The 14,870-nt window shown below is 68.6% G+C and carries 14 protein-coding genes; 6 read left to right on the top strand and 8 right to left on the bottom strand.

Features of this window, described 5'->3' with window-relative positions; translation table 11 throughout:
• Positions 1-128: 128 nt before the first annotated feature.
• From OG555_RS03940 to OG555_RS03915, 6 genes are all read right to left on the bottom strand, one after another.
• Entirely contained in the window at positions 129-2,105 is a 1,977-nt protein-coding gene (locus tag OG555_RS03940; RefSeq protein ID WP_329481269.1) for an ABC1 kinase family protein, read from the bottom strand.
• 256 nt (positions 2,106-2,361) lie between these two features.
• Positions 2,362-3,114, bottom strand: coding sequence for a succinate dehydrogenase/fumarate reductase iron-sulfur subunit (locus OG555_RS03935; RefSeq protein ID WP_328526814.1), 753 nt, complete (start codon positions 3,112-3,114; stop codon positions 2,362-2,364).
• 76 nt (positions 3,115-3,190) lie between these two features.
• Positions 3,191-5,071 carry a fumarate reductase/succinate dehydrogenase flavoprotein subunit gene (locus tag OG555_RS03930; protein WP_329481267.1) on the bottom strand — a complete coding sequence of 627 codons (1,881 nt, stop codon included), beginning with the start codon at positions 5,069-5,071 and terminating at the stop codon, positions 3,191-3,193.
• Between the two features lie 18 nt (positions 5,072-5,089).
• On the bottom strand, positions 5,090-5,890 hold the full coding sequence (locus tag OG555_RS03925; RefSeq protein ID WP_329481265.1) for a hypothetical protein: 801 nt from the start codon (positions 5,888-5,890) through the stop codon (positions 5,090-5,092).
• Positions 5,891-5,969: 79 nt separating this feature from the next.
• Entirely contained in the window at positions 5,970-6,284 is a 315-nt protein-coding gene (locus OG555_RS03920; protein ID WP_328526817.1) for a hypothetical protein, read from the bottom strand.
• Between the two features lie 81 nt (positions 6,285-6,365).
• Complete coding sequence (locus OG555_RS03915) at positions 6,366-6,998, bottom strand: hypothetical protein (protein WP_329481263.1); 633 nt, start codon at positions 6,996-6,998, stop codon at positions 6,366-6,368.
• Positions 6,999-7,048: 50 nt separating this feature from the next.
• Here OG555_RS03915 and OG555_RS03910 point away from each other — a divergent pair, with 50 nt between their 5' ends.
• From OG555_RS03910 to OG555_RS03890, 5 genes are all read left to right on the top strand, one after another.
• Positions 7,049-7,417 carry a (deoxy)nucleoside triphosphate pyrophosphohydrolase gene (locus OG555_RS03910; protein WP_329481260.1) on the top strand — a complete coding sequence of 123 codons (369 nt, stop codon included), beginning with the start codon at positions 7,049-7,051 and terminating at the stop codon, positions 7,415-7,417.
• A gap of 131 nt (positions 7,418-7,548) precedes the next feature.
• Positions 7,549-7,845 (top strand): LuxR C-terminal-related transcriptional regulator, encoded by a 297-nt coding sequence (locus tag OG555_RS03905; RefSeq protein ID WP_329481258.1) that lies wholly within the window; start codon positions 7,549-7,551, stop codon positions 7,843-7,845.
• Positions 7,846-7,906: 61 nt separating this feature from the next.
• Positions 7,907-8,818 carry an N-acetyl-1-D-myo-inositol-2-amino-2-deoxy-alpha-D-glucopyranoside deacetylase gene (mshB, locus tag OG555_RS03900; protein ID WP_329481256.1) on the top strand — a complete coding sequence of 304 codons (912 nt, stop codon included), beginning with the start codon at positions 7,907-7,909 and terminating at the stop codon, positions 8,816-8,818.
• A gap of 66 nt (positions 8,819-8,884) precedes the next feature.
• The gene (locus OG555_RS03895; RefSeq protein WP_329481254.1) at positions 8,885-9,403 is read left to right on the top strand and encodes a flavin reductase family protein; all 519 of its coding nucleotides are present in this window, start codon (positions 8,885-8,887) and stop codon (positions 9,401-9,403) included.
• A 148-nt stretch (positions 9,404-9,551) separates the two neighbouring features.
• On the top strand, positions 9,552-11,330 hold the full coding sequence (locus OG555_RS03890) for a VanW family protein (protein WP_329481252.1): 1,779 nt from the start codon (positions 9,552-9,554) through the stop codon (positions 11,328-11,330).
• 754 nt (positions 11,331-12,084) lie between these two features.
• Here OG555_RS03890 and OG555_RS03885 read toward each other — a convergent pair.
• On the bottom strand, positions 12,085-12,522 hold the full coding sequence (locus tag OG555_RS03885) for a type II toxin-antitoxin system PemK/MazF family toxin (protein ID WP_329481250.1): 438 nt from the start codon (positions 12,520-12,522) through the stop codon (positions 12,085-12,087).
• A 72-nt stretch (positions 12,523-12,594) separates the two neighbouring features.
• Between OG555_RS03885 and OG555_RS03880 the strand changes: the two genes are divergently transcribed.
• Positions 12,595-13,962, top strand: coding sequence for an MFS transporter (locus OG555_RS03880; protein ID WP_329481248.1), 1,368 nt, complete (start codon positions 12,595-12,597; stop codon positions 13,960-13,962).
• On the opposite strand, the gene OG555_RS03875 is transcribed toward OG555_RS03880, so the two are convergent.
• Complete coding sequence (locus OG555_RS03875; protein WP_329481246.1) at positions 13,944-14,870, bottom strand: GNAT family N-acetyltransferase; 927 nt, start codon at positions 14,868-14,870, stop codon at positions 13,944-13,946. The two genes, OG555_RS03880 and OG555_RS03875, sit on opposite strands and share 19 nt — an antisense overlap.

Genomic DNA, 14,870 nt, shown 5'->3' with positions numbered 1-14,870 from the left:
GGAGGGAGCGCAGCGACTGGAGCGACGAGGGAAGGCCGGGAGCCGAGGCCCCATGACCCGCCGGCGCCGAAGGCCCGGCCAAAAGTTCAGTCATGCCCGCTATGGTCGAAGTTCAAGTGAGGTTGAAGTCAAGACGATCTGTGGTCGGGTAGCCGGAAGACCAGGACGAGGACGCGGAGCACGAGGACCGTGGAGATCACCAGCAGGTTGTAGCCGAACAGCTGGAACAGGCTCATCGATTCGGTGACCTTCGGGCCGCCCGGCGTACCGAGCAGCAGGACGGCCATGATGCCGGCCGTCGCGCCGAGGACGGCCAGCAACGCCTGGTGGAGCAGGCCGGTGAAGTGCCGGCGATCGCGTTCGTCGGCGAACAACCGCACGTTCAGGCCGAGCCGGCCGCTCTCCGCCGCGGCCGCGATCCGGTCGATCCGCCGCGGCAGCCGGCGCAACATCGGCAACAACGTCGCCAGTTCTTCAGTCGCCGTACGGCGTAACGCGTCGGGGGCGAGCCGGTCGGTGACATGCGCCGCGGCGAACTGGCGTGACGCGGCGACCAGGTCGAACCCAGGCGAGATCCGCGTGATCGTGCCTTCGATTGTCGCCAGTGCACGGAAGACCGCGGCCACCTCCGGAGGTACGCCGAGGTCGTGCGAGGTGATGATCCTGAACAGGTCGTTGAACATCGCCGGTCCCAGCGTCACGCCGACGGCCAGATGGCGGGTCATGAACTGGCCGACGGCACGCTCCAGGGCGCGTTCGTCGATCACGTCAGGGCGGTAGACGATCTCCAGCAGCGCGTCGGTCGCCGCGACCGGGTCGCCGTGGTCGATCGCGAGCAGGAAGCGCTGCAACGCCTCCCGGGTGGCCGGGTCGAGCCGGCCGACCGAGCCGAGGTCGAGCATGCCGATCCGGCCGTCGGCCAGCAGCAGGAAGTTGCCGGGGTGCGGGTCGGCGTGGAAGACGCCGTCGATCGCGACCTGGCCGAGCAGGCAGTCGAACAGCGCCCGGCCGAGGCGGCCCGCGTCCAGGCCGCGGTCGGCGATCGCCTGCGCGGCGCCACCGAGGCCGATGCCGTCCAGTCGCTGCATGGTCAGCACCCGGCGGGTCGACTGGCCCGGGTACAGCTCGGGCACCACCAGATCATTGCTCGCAGCAACGGATCGGCCGGCCGCGACAGTGGTCATGTTGCCGGCCTCGACGGTGAAGTCGAGCTCTTCCCGCATCGCGTCCGCGAATCCGTCGGCGAGGGCGCGGACACCCATCGAGCGGCCCCAGTCGGTGTTGCGCTCGAGCAGCCGGGCGAGCCGGCTGACGATGTCGAGATCCCGGTCGACCACGCCGGCGATGCCGGGCCGCTGCACCTTGACCACGACTCTCGGACCATCAGGCAGGCGGGCGGTGTAGACCTGCGCGACCGAGGCGGCTGCGAGCGGTTCGGTGTCGAAGTCGGCGTACAGGTGGTGTGCTGATGCGCCGAGCTCCTCGGTGAGGACGTACTCGATCTCGGGCCAGGGCGCCGGGGAGACCTGGTCGTGCAGGCGACTCAGCTCCTCGGCGACGGACGCCGGGATGATGTCGCTGCGGGTGGACAGTACCTGGCCGAGCTTCACGAACGTGACGCCGGCCTCGTCGAGCGCGAGGCGCAGTGATCGGGCCAGTTCGGCCTGGCCGGCGGCGTTCTCGCGGCTGGGTCGGCGGCGGCCGCGCAGGTACGGGCCGAGGCCGTGCCTGATCGCGATCCGGAGGATCTGCAGGTAGCGCCGGGTGCGCGCGATCCGGCCGCTCAGGTCGCGGCGGAGATCGCGGGCCCGGGGCAACGATCCGGTCGGCACCAGGGCTTCGGACAGCACCAGGAAGACCAGGCCGGCCAGCATCGAACAGACCGCGGTCAACGCCAGGAAGGCGACAGCGGCGGCGTTGGACCCTTCGAACGGCAGCTTGCCGACCAGTGCGTTGGCGATCGGACTGAACACCGTGAGGGTGAGCGCGGCGCCCAGGGCCAGCCGGATCAGGCCGAAACGCACGCCCAGCAGGCGCTGCGAGAAGGGGACGAAGATCGCCATGAAGACCGCGATACTGAACAGCCCGGCGATGAAGATGGCCATGACGGGAAACCCTAGGCGTTTCATCAGCCCAACCGGCTCACCCATGCGAGTGACCACCCCCGGGCCCGACCCCACCCACAACCCTCCAACTCAGGGGTGAACCCCGGAGTTGGAGGGTTGCCCTCTCGGATTCTCAGGGGGCAACCCACCGGGTGAGGGGTGGACCGCGGAGTTGGAGGGTTGTGCGGGAAGGGGTGGGCTGGGCAGCCAGGAGCCCCTGGCTCCGGGGTGGGGCCAGGGGCTCGTGGTAGTGGGATCAGGCGGGGCGGCGGCGGATCTTGTTGCCGAGCCAGACGATCGGGTCGTACTTGCGGTCCGCGACGCGCTCCTTCATCGGGATCAGCGCGTTGTCGGTGATCTTGATGTGCTCGGGGCACACCTCGGTGCAGCACTTGGTGATGTTGCAGAAGCCCAGGCCGTGCTGCTCCTGGGCCGCGTGCTGACGGTCGGCGGCGTCGAGCGGGTGCATGTCCAGCTCGGCGATCCGCATCAGGAAGCGCGGGCCCGAGAAGGACTCCTTGTTCTCCTCGTGATCGCGGATCACGTGGCAGGTGTCCTGGCACAGGAAGCACTCGATGCACTTGCGGAACTCCTGCGAGCGCTCCACGTCGACCTGCTGCATCCGGTACTCGCCCGGCTTCAGGTCGGCCGGCGGCGTGAACGCGGGGATCTCGCGGGCCTTCTGGTAGTTGAAGGACACGTCGGTGACGAGGTCGCGGATCACCGGGAAGGTGCGCATCGGCGTGACCGTGACGACCTCGTCCTCGGCGAACGTGTTCATCCGGCACATGCACATCAGCTTCGGCATGCCGTTGATCTCGGCGCTGCAGGAGCCGCACTTGCCGGCCTTGCAGTTCCACCGGACCGCCATGTCCGGCGTCTGCGTCGCCTGCAACCGGTGGATGACGTCGAGGACGACCTCGCCCTCGTTCACCTCGACCTCGTAGTCCTTGAGCTCACCGCCCTCGGAGTCACCGCGCCAAACCCGGAACTTGCCCTTGTAACTCATCGACGTCCTCGCTTCGCTCCGGGCGCCGATGAGGCACGAGACGCCCTGCGCTCTCTGATGCCCTCGCTTCGCTCGGTCATGTGGCCGGCAACTCCTCTTCGGTCAGGTACTTCTTCAGCTCGTCGAGTTCGAACAGTTCCAGCAGGTCCTCGCGCATCGGGATCTGGTCCTTCTGGACCACGTTCACCCCGCCGTCGGCGTCGAGCGAGCAGACCAGGAGCAGCTTGCGCCAGTCGGCGTTCATGCCGGGGAAGTCGTCGCGGGTGTGACCGCCGCGGGACTCCTGCCGCTGCAGGGCCGCCTTCGCCACGCACTCCGACACGGTCAGCATGTTGCGCAGGTCGAGCGCCAGGTGCCAGCCCGGGTTGAACTGCCGGTGACCCTCCACCGTCATCTTCGCGATCCGGCCGCGGTAGTCGGCCAGCCGGCCGAGCGCCTGCTCCATCTCGTCCGCCTTGCGGATGATGCCGACCAGGTCGTTCATCGACTGCTGCAGTTCCTGGTGGATCGAGTACGGGTTCTCGCCCCCCTCGAGCTCGAACGGCGCCAGCGCCTCCGCGGCCGCCGCGTCGACGTCGTCCTCGGAGATCTTCGGCCGGCTGCCACCGAGCCGGTCGATGTACGTCGCCGCGCCCATGCCGGCCCGCCGCCCGAAGACGAGCAGGTCGGACAGCGAGTTGCCGCCCAGCCGGTTCGAACCGTGCATGCCGCCGGCGACCTCACCGGCCGCGAACAGACCGGGTACGACGGACTGCGCGGTGTCCGGGTCGACCTCGACGCCACCCATCACGTAGTGACAGGTCGGACCGACCTCCATCGGCTCGGCCGTGATGTCGACGTCGGCCAGCTCCTTGAACTGGTGGTGCATCGACGGCAGCCGGCGCTTGATCTCCTCGGCCGGGAGCCGCGACGACACGTCCAGGAACACACCGCCGTGCGGCGTACCCCGGCCGGCCTTCACCTCGGAGTTGATCGCCCGGGCGACCTCGTCCCGCGGCAGCAGCTCCGGTGGGCGCCGGTTGTTGTCGGCGTCCTTGTACCAGCGGTCGGCCTCTTCCTCGGTCTCCGCGTACTGCGCCCGGAACACATCGGGCACGTACTCGAACATGAACCGCTTGCCCTCGGAGTTCTTCAGGACGCCGCCGTCACCGCGGACCGACTCGGTGACCAGGATGCCCTTCACCGATGGCGGCCAGACCATGCCGGTCGGGTGGAACTGGATGAACTCCATGTTGATCAGCGTCGCGCCGGCCCGCATCGCGAGGGCGTGACCGTCACCGGTGTACTCCCACGAGTTCGAGGTGACCTTGAACGACTTGCCGACGCCGCCGGTGGCCAGGATGACCGCGGGCGCGTCGAACAGGATGAACCGGCCGGACTCGCGCCAGTACCCGAAGGCGCCGGAGATCGCCTCGCCGTCCTTCAGGAGCTCGGTGACCGTGCACTCGGCGTACACCTTGAGGTTGGCCTCGTAGTCGCCGGTCGCCTGGAAGTCCTCCTGCTGCAGCGAGACGATCTTCTGCTGCAGGGTGCGGATCAGTTCCAGACCCGTCCGGTCGCCGACGTGCGCGAGCCGCGGGTAGGTGTGGCCGCCGAAGTTGCGCTGGCTGATCCGGCCGTCGGGCGTCCGGTCGAACAGCGCGCCGTACGACTCCAGCTCCCAGACCCGGTCGGGGGCTTCCTGCGCGTGCAGTTCGGCCATCCGCCAGTTGTTCAGGAACTTGCCGCCGCGCATGGTGTCGCGGTAGTGGACCTGCCAGCTGTCGTTGGAGTTCGCGTTGCCCATCGCGGCCGCGCAGCCACCCTCGGCCATCACGGTGTGCGCCTTGCCGAACAGGGACTTGCAGATGATCGCGGTGCGCTTGCCCTGCTCGCGAGCCTCGATCGCCGCGCGTAGGCCGGCGCCGCCGGCCCCGATCACGACGACGTCGTAGGAGTGTCGTTCCAGCTCAGTCATGTGAGAAGAGATCCTGTATCAGTTGAAGAAGCGCAGATCGGAGAACCAGTCGGCCGACAGTCCCATGATGTAGGCATCGGTGAGGATCACGGTGAACAGCGACGTCATCGCGAACGTGCCGTGCTTGGGGTTCAGCTTGGACACGAAGGTCCAGTACCGGTAGCGCAGCGGGTGCTTGGAGAAGTTCTTCAGCCGGCCGCCGACGATGTGCCGGCAGGCGTGGCAGGACAGCGTGTAGAGCCAGAGCATCACCAGGTTGACCCAGATGATCACCGTGCCCAGGCCGATACCGAAGCCACCGTCTTTGCCGTGGAAGGCCTGGATGCCGTCGTACACGTTGAGCAGGCCGAAGACCAGCGCGCCGTAGAAGAAGTACCGGTGCAGGTTCAGGGTGATCAGCGGGAACTTGGTCTCACCGGTGTACTTCTTGTGCGGCTCCGGGACCGCGCACGCGGCCGGCGCGAAGAACAGCGACCGGTAGCCCGCTTTGCGGTAGTAGTAGCAGGTGCCGCGGAAGCCGGCCAGCACCACGAAGGTGATGAGGCTCAACGGCAGCCAGCGCGGGAATCCGCCGAACCAGGTGCCGAGGTGGCTGGAGCCTTCGACACACGAGCTGCTCAGGCAGGGCGAGTACAGCGGGGTGAGGTAGTGGAAATCGTCGACCCAGTACCACTTGCCCATGAAGATCCGGATCGTCGCGTAGACGATGAAGAAGAGCAGGATCACCCCGATCCGCAGTGGCGCCAGCCACCAGCGGTCGGTTCGTAATGTCTTCTGCCCGATCTGTGCGCGACCGGGAGCGCTTACACCGGTGGCCATCAGAATCGTCCTCGCTTCGCTGCGGGCGATTCTGCTGTCCGAAGGCCGCTCTGTTTATTGGTTCTCTCGCTGCGCTCACTCACGGGGCGTGCCTGTCAGGCGCGCCGAAGCCTTCATGCTCCGCGTCGGTCCACATGGACGCGTCATACTCCACGTCGGGAATCTCCTCGAGTTCCTCCGGAACGGGTCCGGGTCTGTGCCGGGGGTCGGGCGGGCCGAGCTCAGCCAGATCGTCGTTCAGCCGAGCCACATCGGACACCAGGCGGCGGATGCCGAGGGTGTCACCGTACTCCTGGCTGAGTTTGCCCACGGCATCATGTAGGCCCTCGAGCGCGCGGACGACTGCGGCAACGCCGCTGTTGCCTTCACCCATGCCGACTCCAGTGATGGTCATGTAGCTGTCAGTATGGGCACACTTTGCCTCTGCCAGGCGTCCAACGGAAGACCCCTCGGTACGGCGTGTTTCCAGTTAGGGTCACCTCAGTTGCGACCGTGCCGACGGGTGGAGTAGTGGAACGAATCCGGCCTGCAGCACAACGAGATTCGCCGGTGGGGTGAGCACCTCGACCTCGCGCAGTCCGGGTGGCCGGCGAGGTTCGCCGTACCCGCCCCAGGACCAGGGCAGGACCTGGTGGTCGAGGACGAGGGCGGGGCGGCCGTCGAGCCGGATCATCGCTCCGTCCGGGAGGCCGGCGAGGTCCTGGACGGTGGTGCGTTGCTGCCGGGTGCGTGGGACGACGCGCTCGCTGTGGAGCTGGACATCCATCGCGGGGGCGCGGGGCCGTTCGTCGAGACCGCGGCCCTTGGCCCAGGCGCCGGCGTACAGCAGGAAATCCCTGCGGCGGCAGTAATGGCAGGGTCGATGACCGGCGGCGAGGGCAACGGCCTCGTCGAAGAAGAACAGCGCGGTCCAGCGCCCGGGCGGCATCGGATCGCGCTGAACACCCTTCCAGTCAAGGACGCAGCAGATCCACGCCTTCGAGCGCCAGCGGGCGGTGCCCAGGCGGCGATCCGCGCCGTGCAGGCTGCCGCGGTTGCCCATCAGCAGGCCGCGGCCGGGGTCGGCCACGATCTCCTGCGTGGGGAGAACCCTGTTCTGCAACGGCATGCGGCTCATCCTGCCAACGGTGACCGACAATGTCTGGCAGAGTCGCGACAGTGCAGATTGTGGTGGGAGTGGCCGTCGTGCGCGATGGTCTGGTGCTGGCGGCGTACCGGCCGGGGCCCGACGGGGGCTGGGAGTTCCCGGGCGGGAAGGTCGAGCCGGGGGAGACCGAGGAGCAGGCGGCGGTGCGGGAGATCCGCGAGGAACTCGACCTGGAGATCAAGGTCGGAGCGTCGCTCGGGCCGGCCGTCGACATCTCCGCGGCCTATCGGCTGCACGTCTACCTGGCGTCGATCGTCGACGGTGAACCGGTACTGCGGGAGCACGCCGAGCTCCGGTGGTTCGGCGCGGCGGAGCTGGACGAAGTGGACTGGCTGGTGCCGGATCGGCCGTTCGTCCGGGAACTTCGGACCCGGCTCTGAGTGGCGGAAGTCACATCGATGGAGGAGCTCACTCCGGGGAACTGTATGGGTGGTTTGTATGGGTTGTACCTGGTAACTGGATTAGACCACCGAGACAATCCTTCCCTGAAGCTCTTGGGGAGGAGTGAAGTATGTCGGTGTTTCCGGCCGTTACCGCGGTGCGAAGAGAAGACTTCGCACCGGAGGTGGTGTGCGAGGTCTACGAACTGGGGTCGCGGCGCCGGACCCCGGTCGCGGTCGGCGAGCTGACCAGCCGTCAGGTGGCGATCGGCCGGATGATGTCGACGGGGGCCAAGGACGCCGCGATCGCGCGCGACCTCGGGTTGTCGCTGCGCACCGTGCGCTCGGAGATCAGCGCCCTGATCGCAGGCCTCGGTGCCAAGTCCCGCTTCCAGGCCGGCTGCCTCCTGGTCCGCCGCTTCGGCTGACCGGGAGGCTCGTCGCGGGTGAGCCCGGAGAACTGTCCGAGGCCCGACGTAGGCTTTCGCCATGGTTGAGCTTGCTGAGCGCCGGCTGCTGCTGGTGCACGCCCACCCGGACGACGAGACGATCAACAACGGCGTGACGATGGCGCGCTATGTGGCCGAGGGAGCCCAGGTCACGCTCATCACCTGCACGCTCGGCGAGGAAGGTGAGGTGCTCGTCCCCGAGCTCACCCACCTGGCCGCCGACCAGACCGACCAGCTCGGCGAGCACCGGATCGGCGAGCTCGCCGCCGCGATGGCCGAGCTCGGGGTCACCGACCACCGCTTCCTCGGTGGCGCGGGCAAGTACCGCGACACGGGGATGATCTATAACGACGACGGCAATGCGGACGTCCCACCGGAGACCCGGAAGGACAGCTTCTGGCAGGCCGACCTGCTGACCGCGGCCGACGACCTGATCCCGGTCATCCGTGAGGTCCGGCCGCAGGTGCTGGTGACCTACGACCAGTACGGCAACTACGGCCATCCCGACCACATCAAGGCTCACCGCGTCGCGACGTACGCCGCTGCCCTGGCGGGTGCCCGGTCGTATCGCGAAGACCTCGGCGAGGCCTGGGACATCCCGAAGATCTACTGGACGGCGATGGCGGAGTCCCGGATGCGGTCGCAGCTGCGCGAGTTGCGCGACTCCGGCGACCTGACGACGTTCGAGGGGATGGACCCGGACGGTCCGCTCGGCCCGTTCGTCACGCCGGACCGGTTCATCGACTGTGTGATCGAGGGCGACGACCACCTGGATCGCAAGATGAACGCGATGAAGGCGCACGCCACCCAGATCACCGTCGACGGACCGTTCTTCGCCCTGTCGAACAACAACGGCAACCAGATCTGGGGCTCGGAGCCGTATCGCCTGGTCAAGGGCACGGCTGCGCCCGGTCCGGACGGTCTGGAGCACGATCTGTTCGCCGGTCTGTAGCCAGAGGTGACCGTTCCCACATGCTCGGTTGAGGCATCAACCTTGCAGCGGGCATAACCTGCTGGAGTGTCCTCGACCGAGCCGAGCGGGAGTGTGGCGCCCGCGGAGTTCCGTGCGGCGCTGGGACGGTTCGCGTCCGGGATCACGATCATGAGCACGCTGCAGGACGGTGTGGCGCACGCGATGACCGCGAACGCGTTCACCTCGTTGTCGCTGGATCCGCCGCTGGTGCTCGTCTGCGTCGACAAGGGTGTCCGGATGCACGCCGCCGTACTGGACTGTGGCTACTGGGCGATCTCGGTCCTGGCCGGGGACCAGCGGTCGATCGCGGACCGCTTCGCCCGGTCGGGGCGCGACCTCTACAGCCAGTTCGACGGCATCGGTACGGCGGCCGGCCCGAAGACCGGGTGTTCGCTGATCGCCGGCGCACTGTCGTGGCTCGAGTGCCGGACCTGGGCGACGTACGACGGGGGCGACCACACGATCGTGGTCGGCGAGGTGCTCAGCCTGGGGCTGGGCGAGCCGACCGATCCCAGCGCGCTGATCTACTACTCCAGTCACTACCGGGATTTGCCCAACGCCTGAGCGTGATCGTTGGGCCATATCGGAGCAACCCGGGCCTGCCCCATCGGCGAGAGGGGCCTGCCCCGTCCCGTAGGATGTGCCCTTGTGCCCCGGGCCGTGCCCGTCTGGTGCAGCCTGTCCATGGCTTCGAGCAGGAGGACTCTTTCCGGTGGGGAGAAAGCAGCTCGCGGGGATCATTGCCGCCGCGGCGCTTGGTGTGCTCGTAGTGGGATACGGCGCGGCGTTCGCGTTCGCCGGCGACAAGATCCCCGGTGACACCACCGTTCTCGGAGTACCGGTCGGTGGTCTGTCCCAGAAGGACGCCAAGGCGAAGCTCGAGGCCGGTCTCAAGGACCAGATCGCGCAGCCGATCGCGCTGAAGGCGGGCGAGTCCAAGTTCGAGGTCAACCCGGCCGACGCCGGCCTGTCCGTGGACCTGGACGCCACCGTGGCCGCCGCGGGCGCGGGCCGCAGCCTGGCCCCGGGCCGGATCTGGCACGGCCTGACCGGCGGCGACGCGATCAAGCCCGTCGTCACCAGGGACGACGCGAAGCTGAAGACGGCCGTCGAGAAGCTCGCCACCCAGGTGAACCGGTCGGCGACCGAAGGCACCATCACGTTCGACGGCACGAAGCCGGTCACCCACGCGCCGGCCGACGGTCTGCAGCTGGACAACGCGAAGGCCGTGGACGCGGTGGCCAAGGCCTACCCGGCCGATGGCGAACCCAAGGACCTCCCGGTCGGCGTGACCAAGCCGAAGGCCGGTTCCGAGGCCATCGACAAGGCGCTGAAGGACTACGCCGAGCCGGCGATGTCCGGTCCGGTCCGGCTCACCGTCGGATCCAAGGCGGTCGAGCTGCTTCCGGCCGAGATCGCGCCGGCGCTGACGCTGACCGCGAAGGACGGCGACGTCACCCCGACGCTGGACGCGAAGAAGCTGGAGCCGTTGTTCCAGAAGCGGTTCAAGGCACTGGAGACGTTGCCGAAGGACGCGACCGTGCAGATCGTCGGCAACGGGCCGAAGGTCATCCCGGCCGTCGACGGCATGGTGGTCGACCGCACCAAGGTGGTGCCGGCGATCCTGGCGATCCTGCCCAAGCCGACCGGCGAGCGCCGGGCCGTGGTGGGTCTCGCGCACACCCCGGCGAAGCTGACCACCGAGCAGGCGGCCGCGCTGGGGATCACGGAGAAGATGGGCGATTTCACCACCCAGTTCCCGCACGCGCCGTACCGCAACACCAACATCGGCACCGCGGCGGCCAAGATCAACGGCACGCTGCTGAAGCCGGGCGAGACGTTCAGCCTGAACAAGATCGTCGGCGAGCGGACCAAGGAGAACGGCTTCACCGAGGGCAACATCATCAGCGGCGGGAAGTTCGTACTGGACCTCGGCGGCGGGGTCTCGCAGTCGGCGACGACCACCTTCAACGCGGCCTTCTTCGCCGGGCTGAAGATCCTCGAGCACAAGGCGCACAGCGTCTACATCAGCCGCTACCCGGTCGGCCGTGAGGCGACCGTGGCGTGGCCGTCGGTGGACCTGAAGTTCCTCAACGACTCGGGCAAGGGCGTCCTGGTCCAGACGATCTTCAAGGCGTCGACGCCGGGCCACCAGGGCAGTATCCGGGTGGTCATCTGGGGCACCAAGACCTGGGACATCACCGCGGGGCAGTCGGCGAAGAGCAATCCCCGTCAGCCGGCGGTCGTCTACAACACCGCGGCGGACTGCCGGGTCCAGGCGCCGACTCCTGGCTTCGACATCACCGTCTACCGCTACTTCGCGAAGAACGGCACCCGGGTGAAGACCGAGTCCTTCACCACGAAGTACAACGCCGCCGACGACATCCGCTGCGGCCCCAAGCCCGGCACCACCCCGCCCCCGCCGCCCGGCAACACGCCACCCGGCCTCGGCAAACCCAGCACCAGCACCACCACCCGCCCACCCAGCTGACCGGCCCCGCCGAACCAGCTGACCGCGGTCCGCCCACCCAGCTGACCGGCCCCGCCAAACCAGCTGACCGCGGTCCGCCCACCCAGCTGACCGGCCGCGCCTCAGCTAATCGCCGCCCGCCCCCCAGCTGACCACCATCCGCCGAGCCAGCCCGGCGCCAGGGCATTTGAGCCGGGGATAACCCCTCAAGGTGTCCCTTCTCCCCTCGAATCACGAGGGGAGAAGGGACCATCTGAGGGGTTATCCGGCTCTCTTGTCGTTGCCGTGAGTCGCCGGACCCGCCACTTTGTGCGCCGAGGAGACACCGAGCCGCCGCCGCTGTGACGCTTCGCTGGTGCACAGAGTCGGGCGGTACGACACCCACCACCGTCCGGCGCCGTATCGCGGCCGGGGACGACTGGCGGCGTACGGCGGCCGAAGACTGTGGACAGGAGTGGTGCCGGGGACAAGGTGTCGGGGCCTGGGACAGGTTGTGAGGTGTTGCAAGTCCCGAGATGGTGTCCACGGCCCCGCCCGCCGGTCGGGGGTACGGCGGCCGGGGGACTTCAGGCAGGAGCGGGGACCTGGGACAAGGTGTCGGGACCTGGGACACGCTGGGAGGCGTTGGAGGTCCCGAGGGGGTGTCCGCGCCCCCGCCAGCCAGCCAGGCGGCAGTTGAAGGGTGGACCGGATGCCGTGTGCGTGCTGGGGTTGTCTGGTTCTGTGCGACGGGGAGGGCGCCAGTCGTGGGGATGTCCGCTGAAATGGCCGAGGGTCAGCTGCGGTGGATCTGGTGGAGCTCGGCGGCTACCTGGTTGAAGAGGTCTTCGCCGATGGCGGCGCCCTCGCGGCGGACGTGACCTGGGTCGATCCGGAGGACCCGGTCGAGCCGGACCTCGCTGCGGCGGCCTTCCTTGTCCCAGGCGCCGCTGCCGATGTCCATCCAGATCCGCCCCCAGCGTGCCTCGTCGGCGGCGTCGCGGTCGTGGTCCTTGCTGGTCAGGATCAGCGCCAGCAACCACGGTCCGTCCGATCCGACCACCAGCACGGGCCGGTCCTTCCCGCGGGCGAAGTCCTCCTCGAACGGCACCCACGTCCAGACGATCTCGCCCGGATCCGCCACCCCGTCATCCGGGTGCGGCGTGTACTCGACGTGCACCGTCCCCTCGAAGTCCCCGGCGTACTCCGGCCGCTCCACCACGTGATCCGCCATGCCACCCGAGGTTAGCGCCCTCACATCTCGGCGCCCTCACACCGTTCCAACTCCGTGGAAAACACCGTGCACGTGGAAACCCGACCAGCCAACCGGGCCGCGATCCTGACCGTCCTGCTCACCGGGCAGTTCATGGCGAACATCGACACCGCGGTTGCGAACATCGCCGGCCCGTCGATCGGCGCGGATCTGCACGCCTCCGCGGGCGCGGTGGGTCTGGTCGTCTCCGGGTACGTCGTCGCCTTCGCCGTACTGCTGATCACCGGCGCCCGCCTCGGCTCGTCGCTCGGCTACCGGACGACGTTCCTGCTCGGCCTGACCGTGTTCACCGCGGCCTCGCTGGCGTGCGGCCTCGCTCCGAACATCGTCACCCTCGTCGTCGCCCGCTTCGTCCAGGGCGCCGGGGCCGCGCTGATGGTCCCGCAGGTACTCAGCGGCATCCAGTTGCACTTCCAGGGCCGGGACCGGCTGAAGGCTCTCGGCTACTTCTCGATCGCCCTCTCCGGTGGCGCGGTCGCCGGGCAGGTGCTCGGCGGTGTCCTGATCGCAGCCGACCTCTTCGGTACCGGCTGGCGCCCGATCTTCCTGGTCAACGTCCCGATCGGCATCGCACTCGCCGTCGCCGCCCGCCGGGTGCTTCCCGCCGACCCCGACGGCCATCGCGATCGCCTGGACCTTCTCGGCGTACTGACCTTGTCCACAACGGTTCTGCTCGTGATCGTCCCGCTCCTGTTGGGCTCCGAGCGCGGCTGGCCGACCTGGTCCTGGCTTTGCCTCATCCTGAGCCTCCCGGCCCTGGCGCTCTTCGAGTACGGCGAACGCCGTACAGCGGCACGTGGTGGTCGCCCACTGATCGCCCGACAGGTCCTCCGCAACTCGTCCGTCCGGGCCGGCCTGCTCGCTCACGGCTGCACGTCGGGCACGTACTTCGCCCTGCTCTTCGTGCTCGCCCTCTACCTGCAGGATGGCCTCCACAAGGGCCCTGCGTACTCAGGCTTCGCCATGGTCGTCTGGGTCGCCGCCTTCGGTCTGGCCGGGCCTATCCTCCCCAGACTGCGCAGGGGAGTGCGGTGGATGCCGGTCATCGGCTGCCTCCTCCTGGCGGTCGGCTATCTGTCCGTGCTGGCCTATCTGCTGCTGGGCGGCCGTAGTGGGCCACTCCTCTTCGCACTGCTCGGCGTCGGCGGCCTGGGCCTGGGGATCAGCTCCAACACCCTCATCGGTGCGATCACCTCGAGCACGACCCCGCAGTACGCCGCTGACCTGTCCGGGGTGGTCGCCACCAACGCACAGCTCGCCGGCACACTTGGCGTCGCTCTCGCCGGCTCCACGTACGCCGCGTTGGCTACTGACCCCGGTCGCGCGTTGGGCGTCGTACTGGCTGGGTTGATCGTGCTGACGCTTGTAGGGGCCGGTGCGGCTCAGCGGCTCGTCAGATAGCGGTAGCGATACGCCTCGCGGTAGCCCAAGCGGGTGTAGGTGGCCAGGGCGGGTGCGTTCTCATCCAGCACCTCCAGATAGGTACGGCGACCGCCCAGCGGGCCGGACCAGCGGGCCAAGGCCTGCAGGATCGCGGTGCCCAGGCCTCGGCGGCGGTACGCGGCGTCGACGCGGATCGCGTCGGCACCCAGCCAGTGGCCAGTCATCGATCCGCGTCCCACCGCGACCGTCGTGCCGTCCAGCGTGATGGAGGCGAACACGGCCTTCGGAGCGCCCTCCAAGACGGCCGGTGCCGACTCGGGCACCGGCCCGTCGAACGCGGCCGCGTACCACGCGTGACCCGGGTGCTCCGCGACCAGTACGTCGTACGGCGGCGCAGCGTTCACGTGGTCGAGCGTGGTGTGCATGACGAGTACGTCGGACTGCTGCGGGCGGGCGTCGATCCACCCGCACGCACGGAGCTCCTCCGCCTCGGGACTGCCGAGCCGGACCAGGGCCTGTGGGGGCAGGCCCCGCTCGTCGTAGAAGGCCTCAGCGTGCTTGAGCGCCTCGGTCACGGGCATCCCGGGACTCCCGGCCGGCAGCAGCGAGTTGCCCCGGCCGGTCCAGCCTGAGGAGGCCCGGAGCAACCAGTGCCCGACGTACGACGTCTCGACCGAGGGGCGACCCAGTGCGGTGGTGAGGAACAACTGTTCGACGTCCACCGGCCGCAGCGGCATCTCGGGGATTGTTTTGGCCGCTGTCACGTCACCGGCCTGGATCTGGTGCAGACTGGCATCGGCGTGGCGAACAACCAGGCCGGCGGGCTCCCAGGACTCCAGAACGCCGATCACATCGGTCAGGCCGCCCGGAATCCGGTGCCGGACCACTACACGGTGGCCGATATCACGGGCGCTCAGGCCTGACAC

The organism is Kribbella sp. NBC_01484 (genome assembly GCF_036227145.1).
In the GTDB taxonomy this organism is placed as follows: Bacteria; Actinomycetota; Actinomycetes; order Propionibacteriales; family Kribbellaceae; genus Kribbella.
This window is presented reverse-complemented; position numbering and strand designations above follow the sequence as displayed.

Excerpts from the sequence above, each read along its gene's own strand:
- OG555_RS03885 (WP_329481250.1), bottom strand. The coding sequence starts at position 12,522 with ATGGCGGATCACGTGGTGGAGCGGCCGGAGTACGCCGGGGACTTCGAG.
- OG555_RS03905 (WP_329481258.1), top strand. The coding sequence starts at position 7,549 with ATGTCGGTGTTTCCGGCCGTTACCGCGGTGCGAAGAGAAGACTTCGCA.
- OG555_RS03935 (WP_328526814.1), bottom strand. The coding sequence starts at position 3,114 with ATGAGTTACAAGGGCAAGTTCCGGGTTTGGCGCGGTGACTCCGAGGGC.
- OG555_RS03920 (WP_328526817.1), bottom strand. The coding sequence starts at position 6,284 with ATGACCATCACTGGAGTCGGCATGGGTGAAGGCAACAGCGGCGTTGCC.
- OG555_RS03940 (WP_329481269.1), bottom strand. The coding sequence starts at position 2,105 with ATGGCCATCTTCATCGCCGGGCTGTTCAGTATCGCGGTCTTCATGGCG.
- OG555_RS03915 (WP_329481263.1), bottom strand. The coding sequence starts at position 6,998 with ATGCCGTTGCAGAACAGGGTTCTCCCCACGCAGGAGATCGTGGCCGAC.
- mshB (WP_329481256.1), top strand. The coding sequence starts at position 7,907 with ATGGTTGAGCTTGCTGAGCGCCGGCTGCTGCTGGTGCACGCCCACCCG.
- OG555_RS03930 (WP_329481267.1), bottom strand. The coding sequence starts at position 5,071 with ATGACTGAGCTGGAACGACACTCCTACGACGTCGTCGTGATCGGGGCC.
- OG555_RS03925 (WP_329481265.1), bottom strand. The coding sequence starts at position 5,890 with ATGGCCACCGGTGTAAGCGCTCCCGGTCGCGCACAGATCGGGCAGAAG.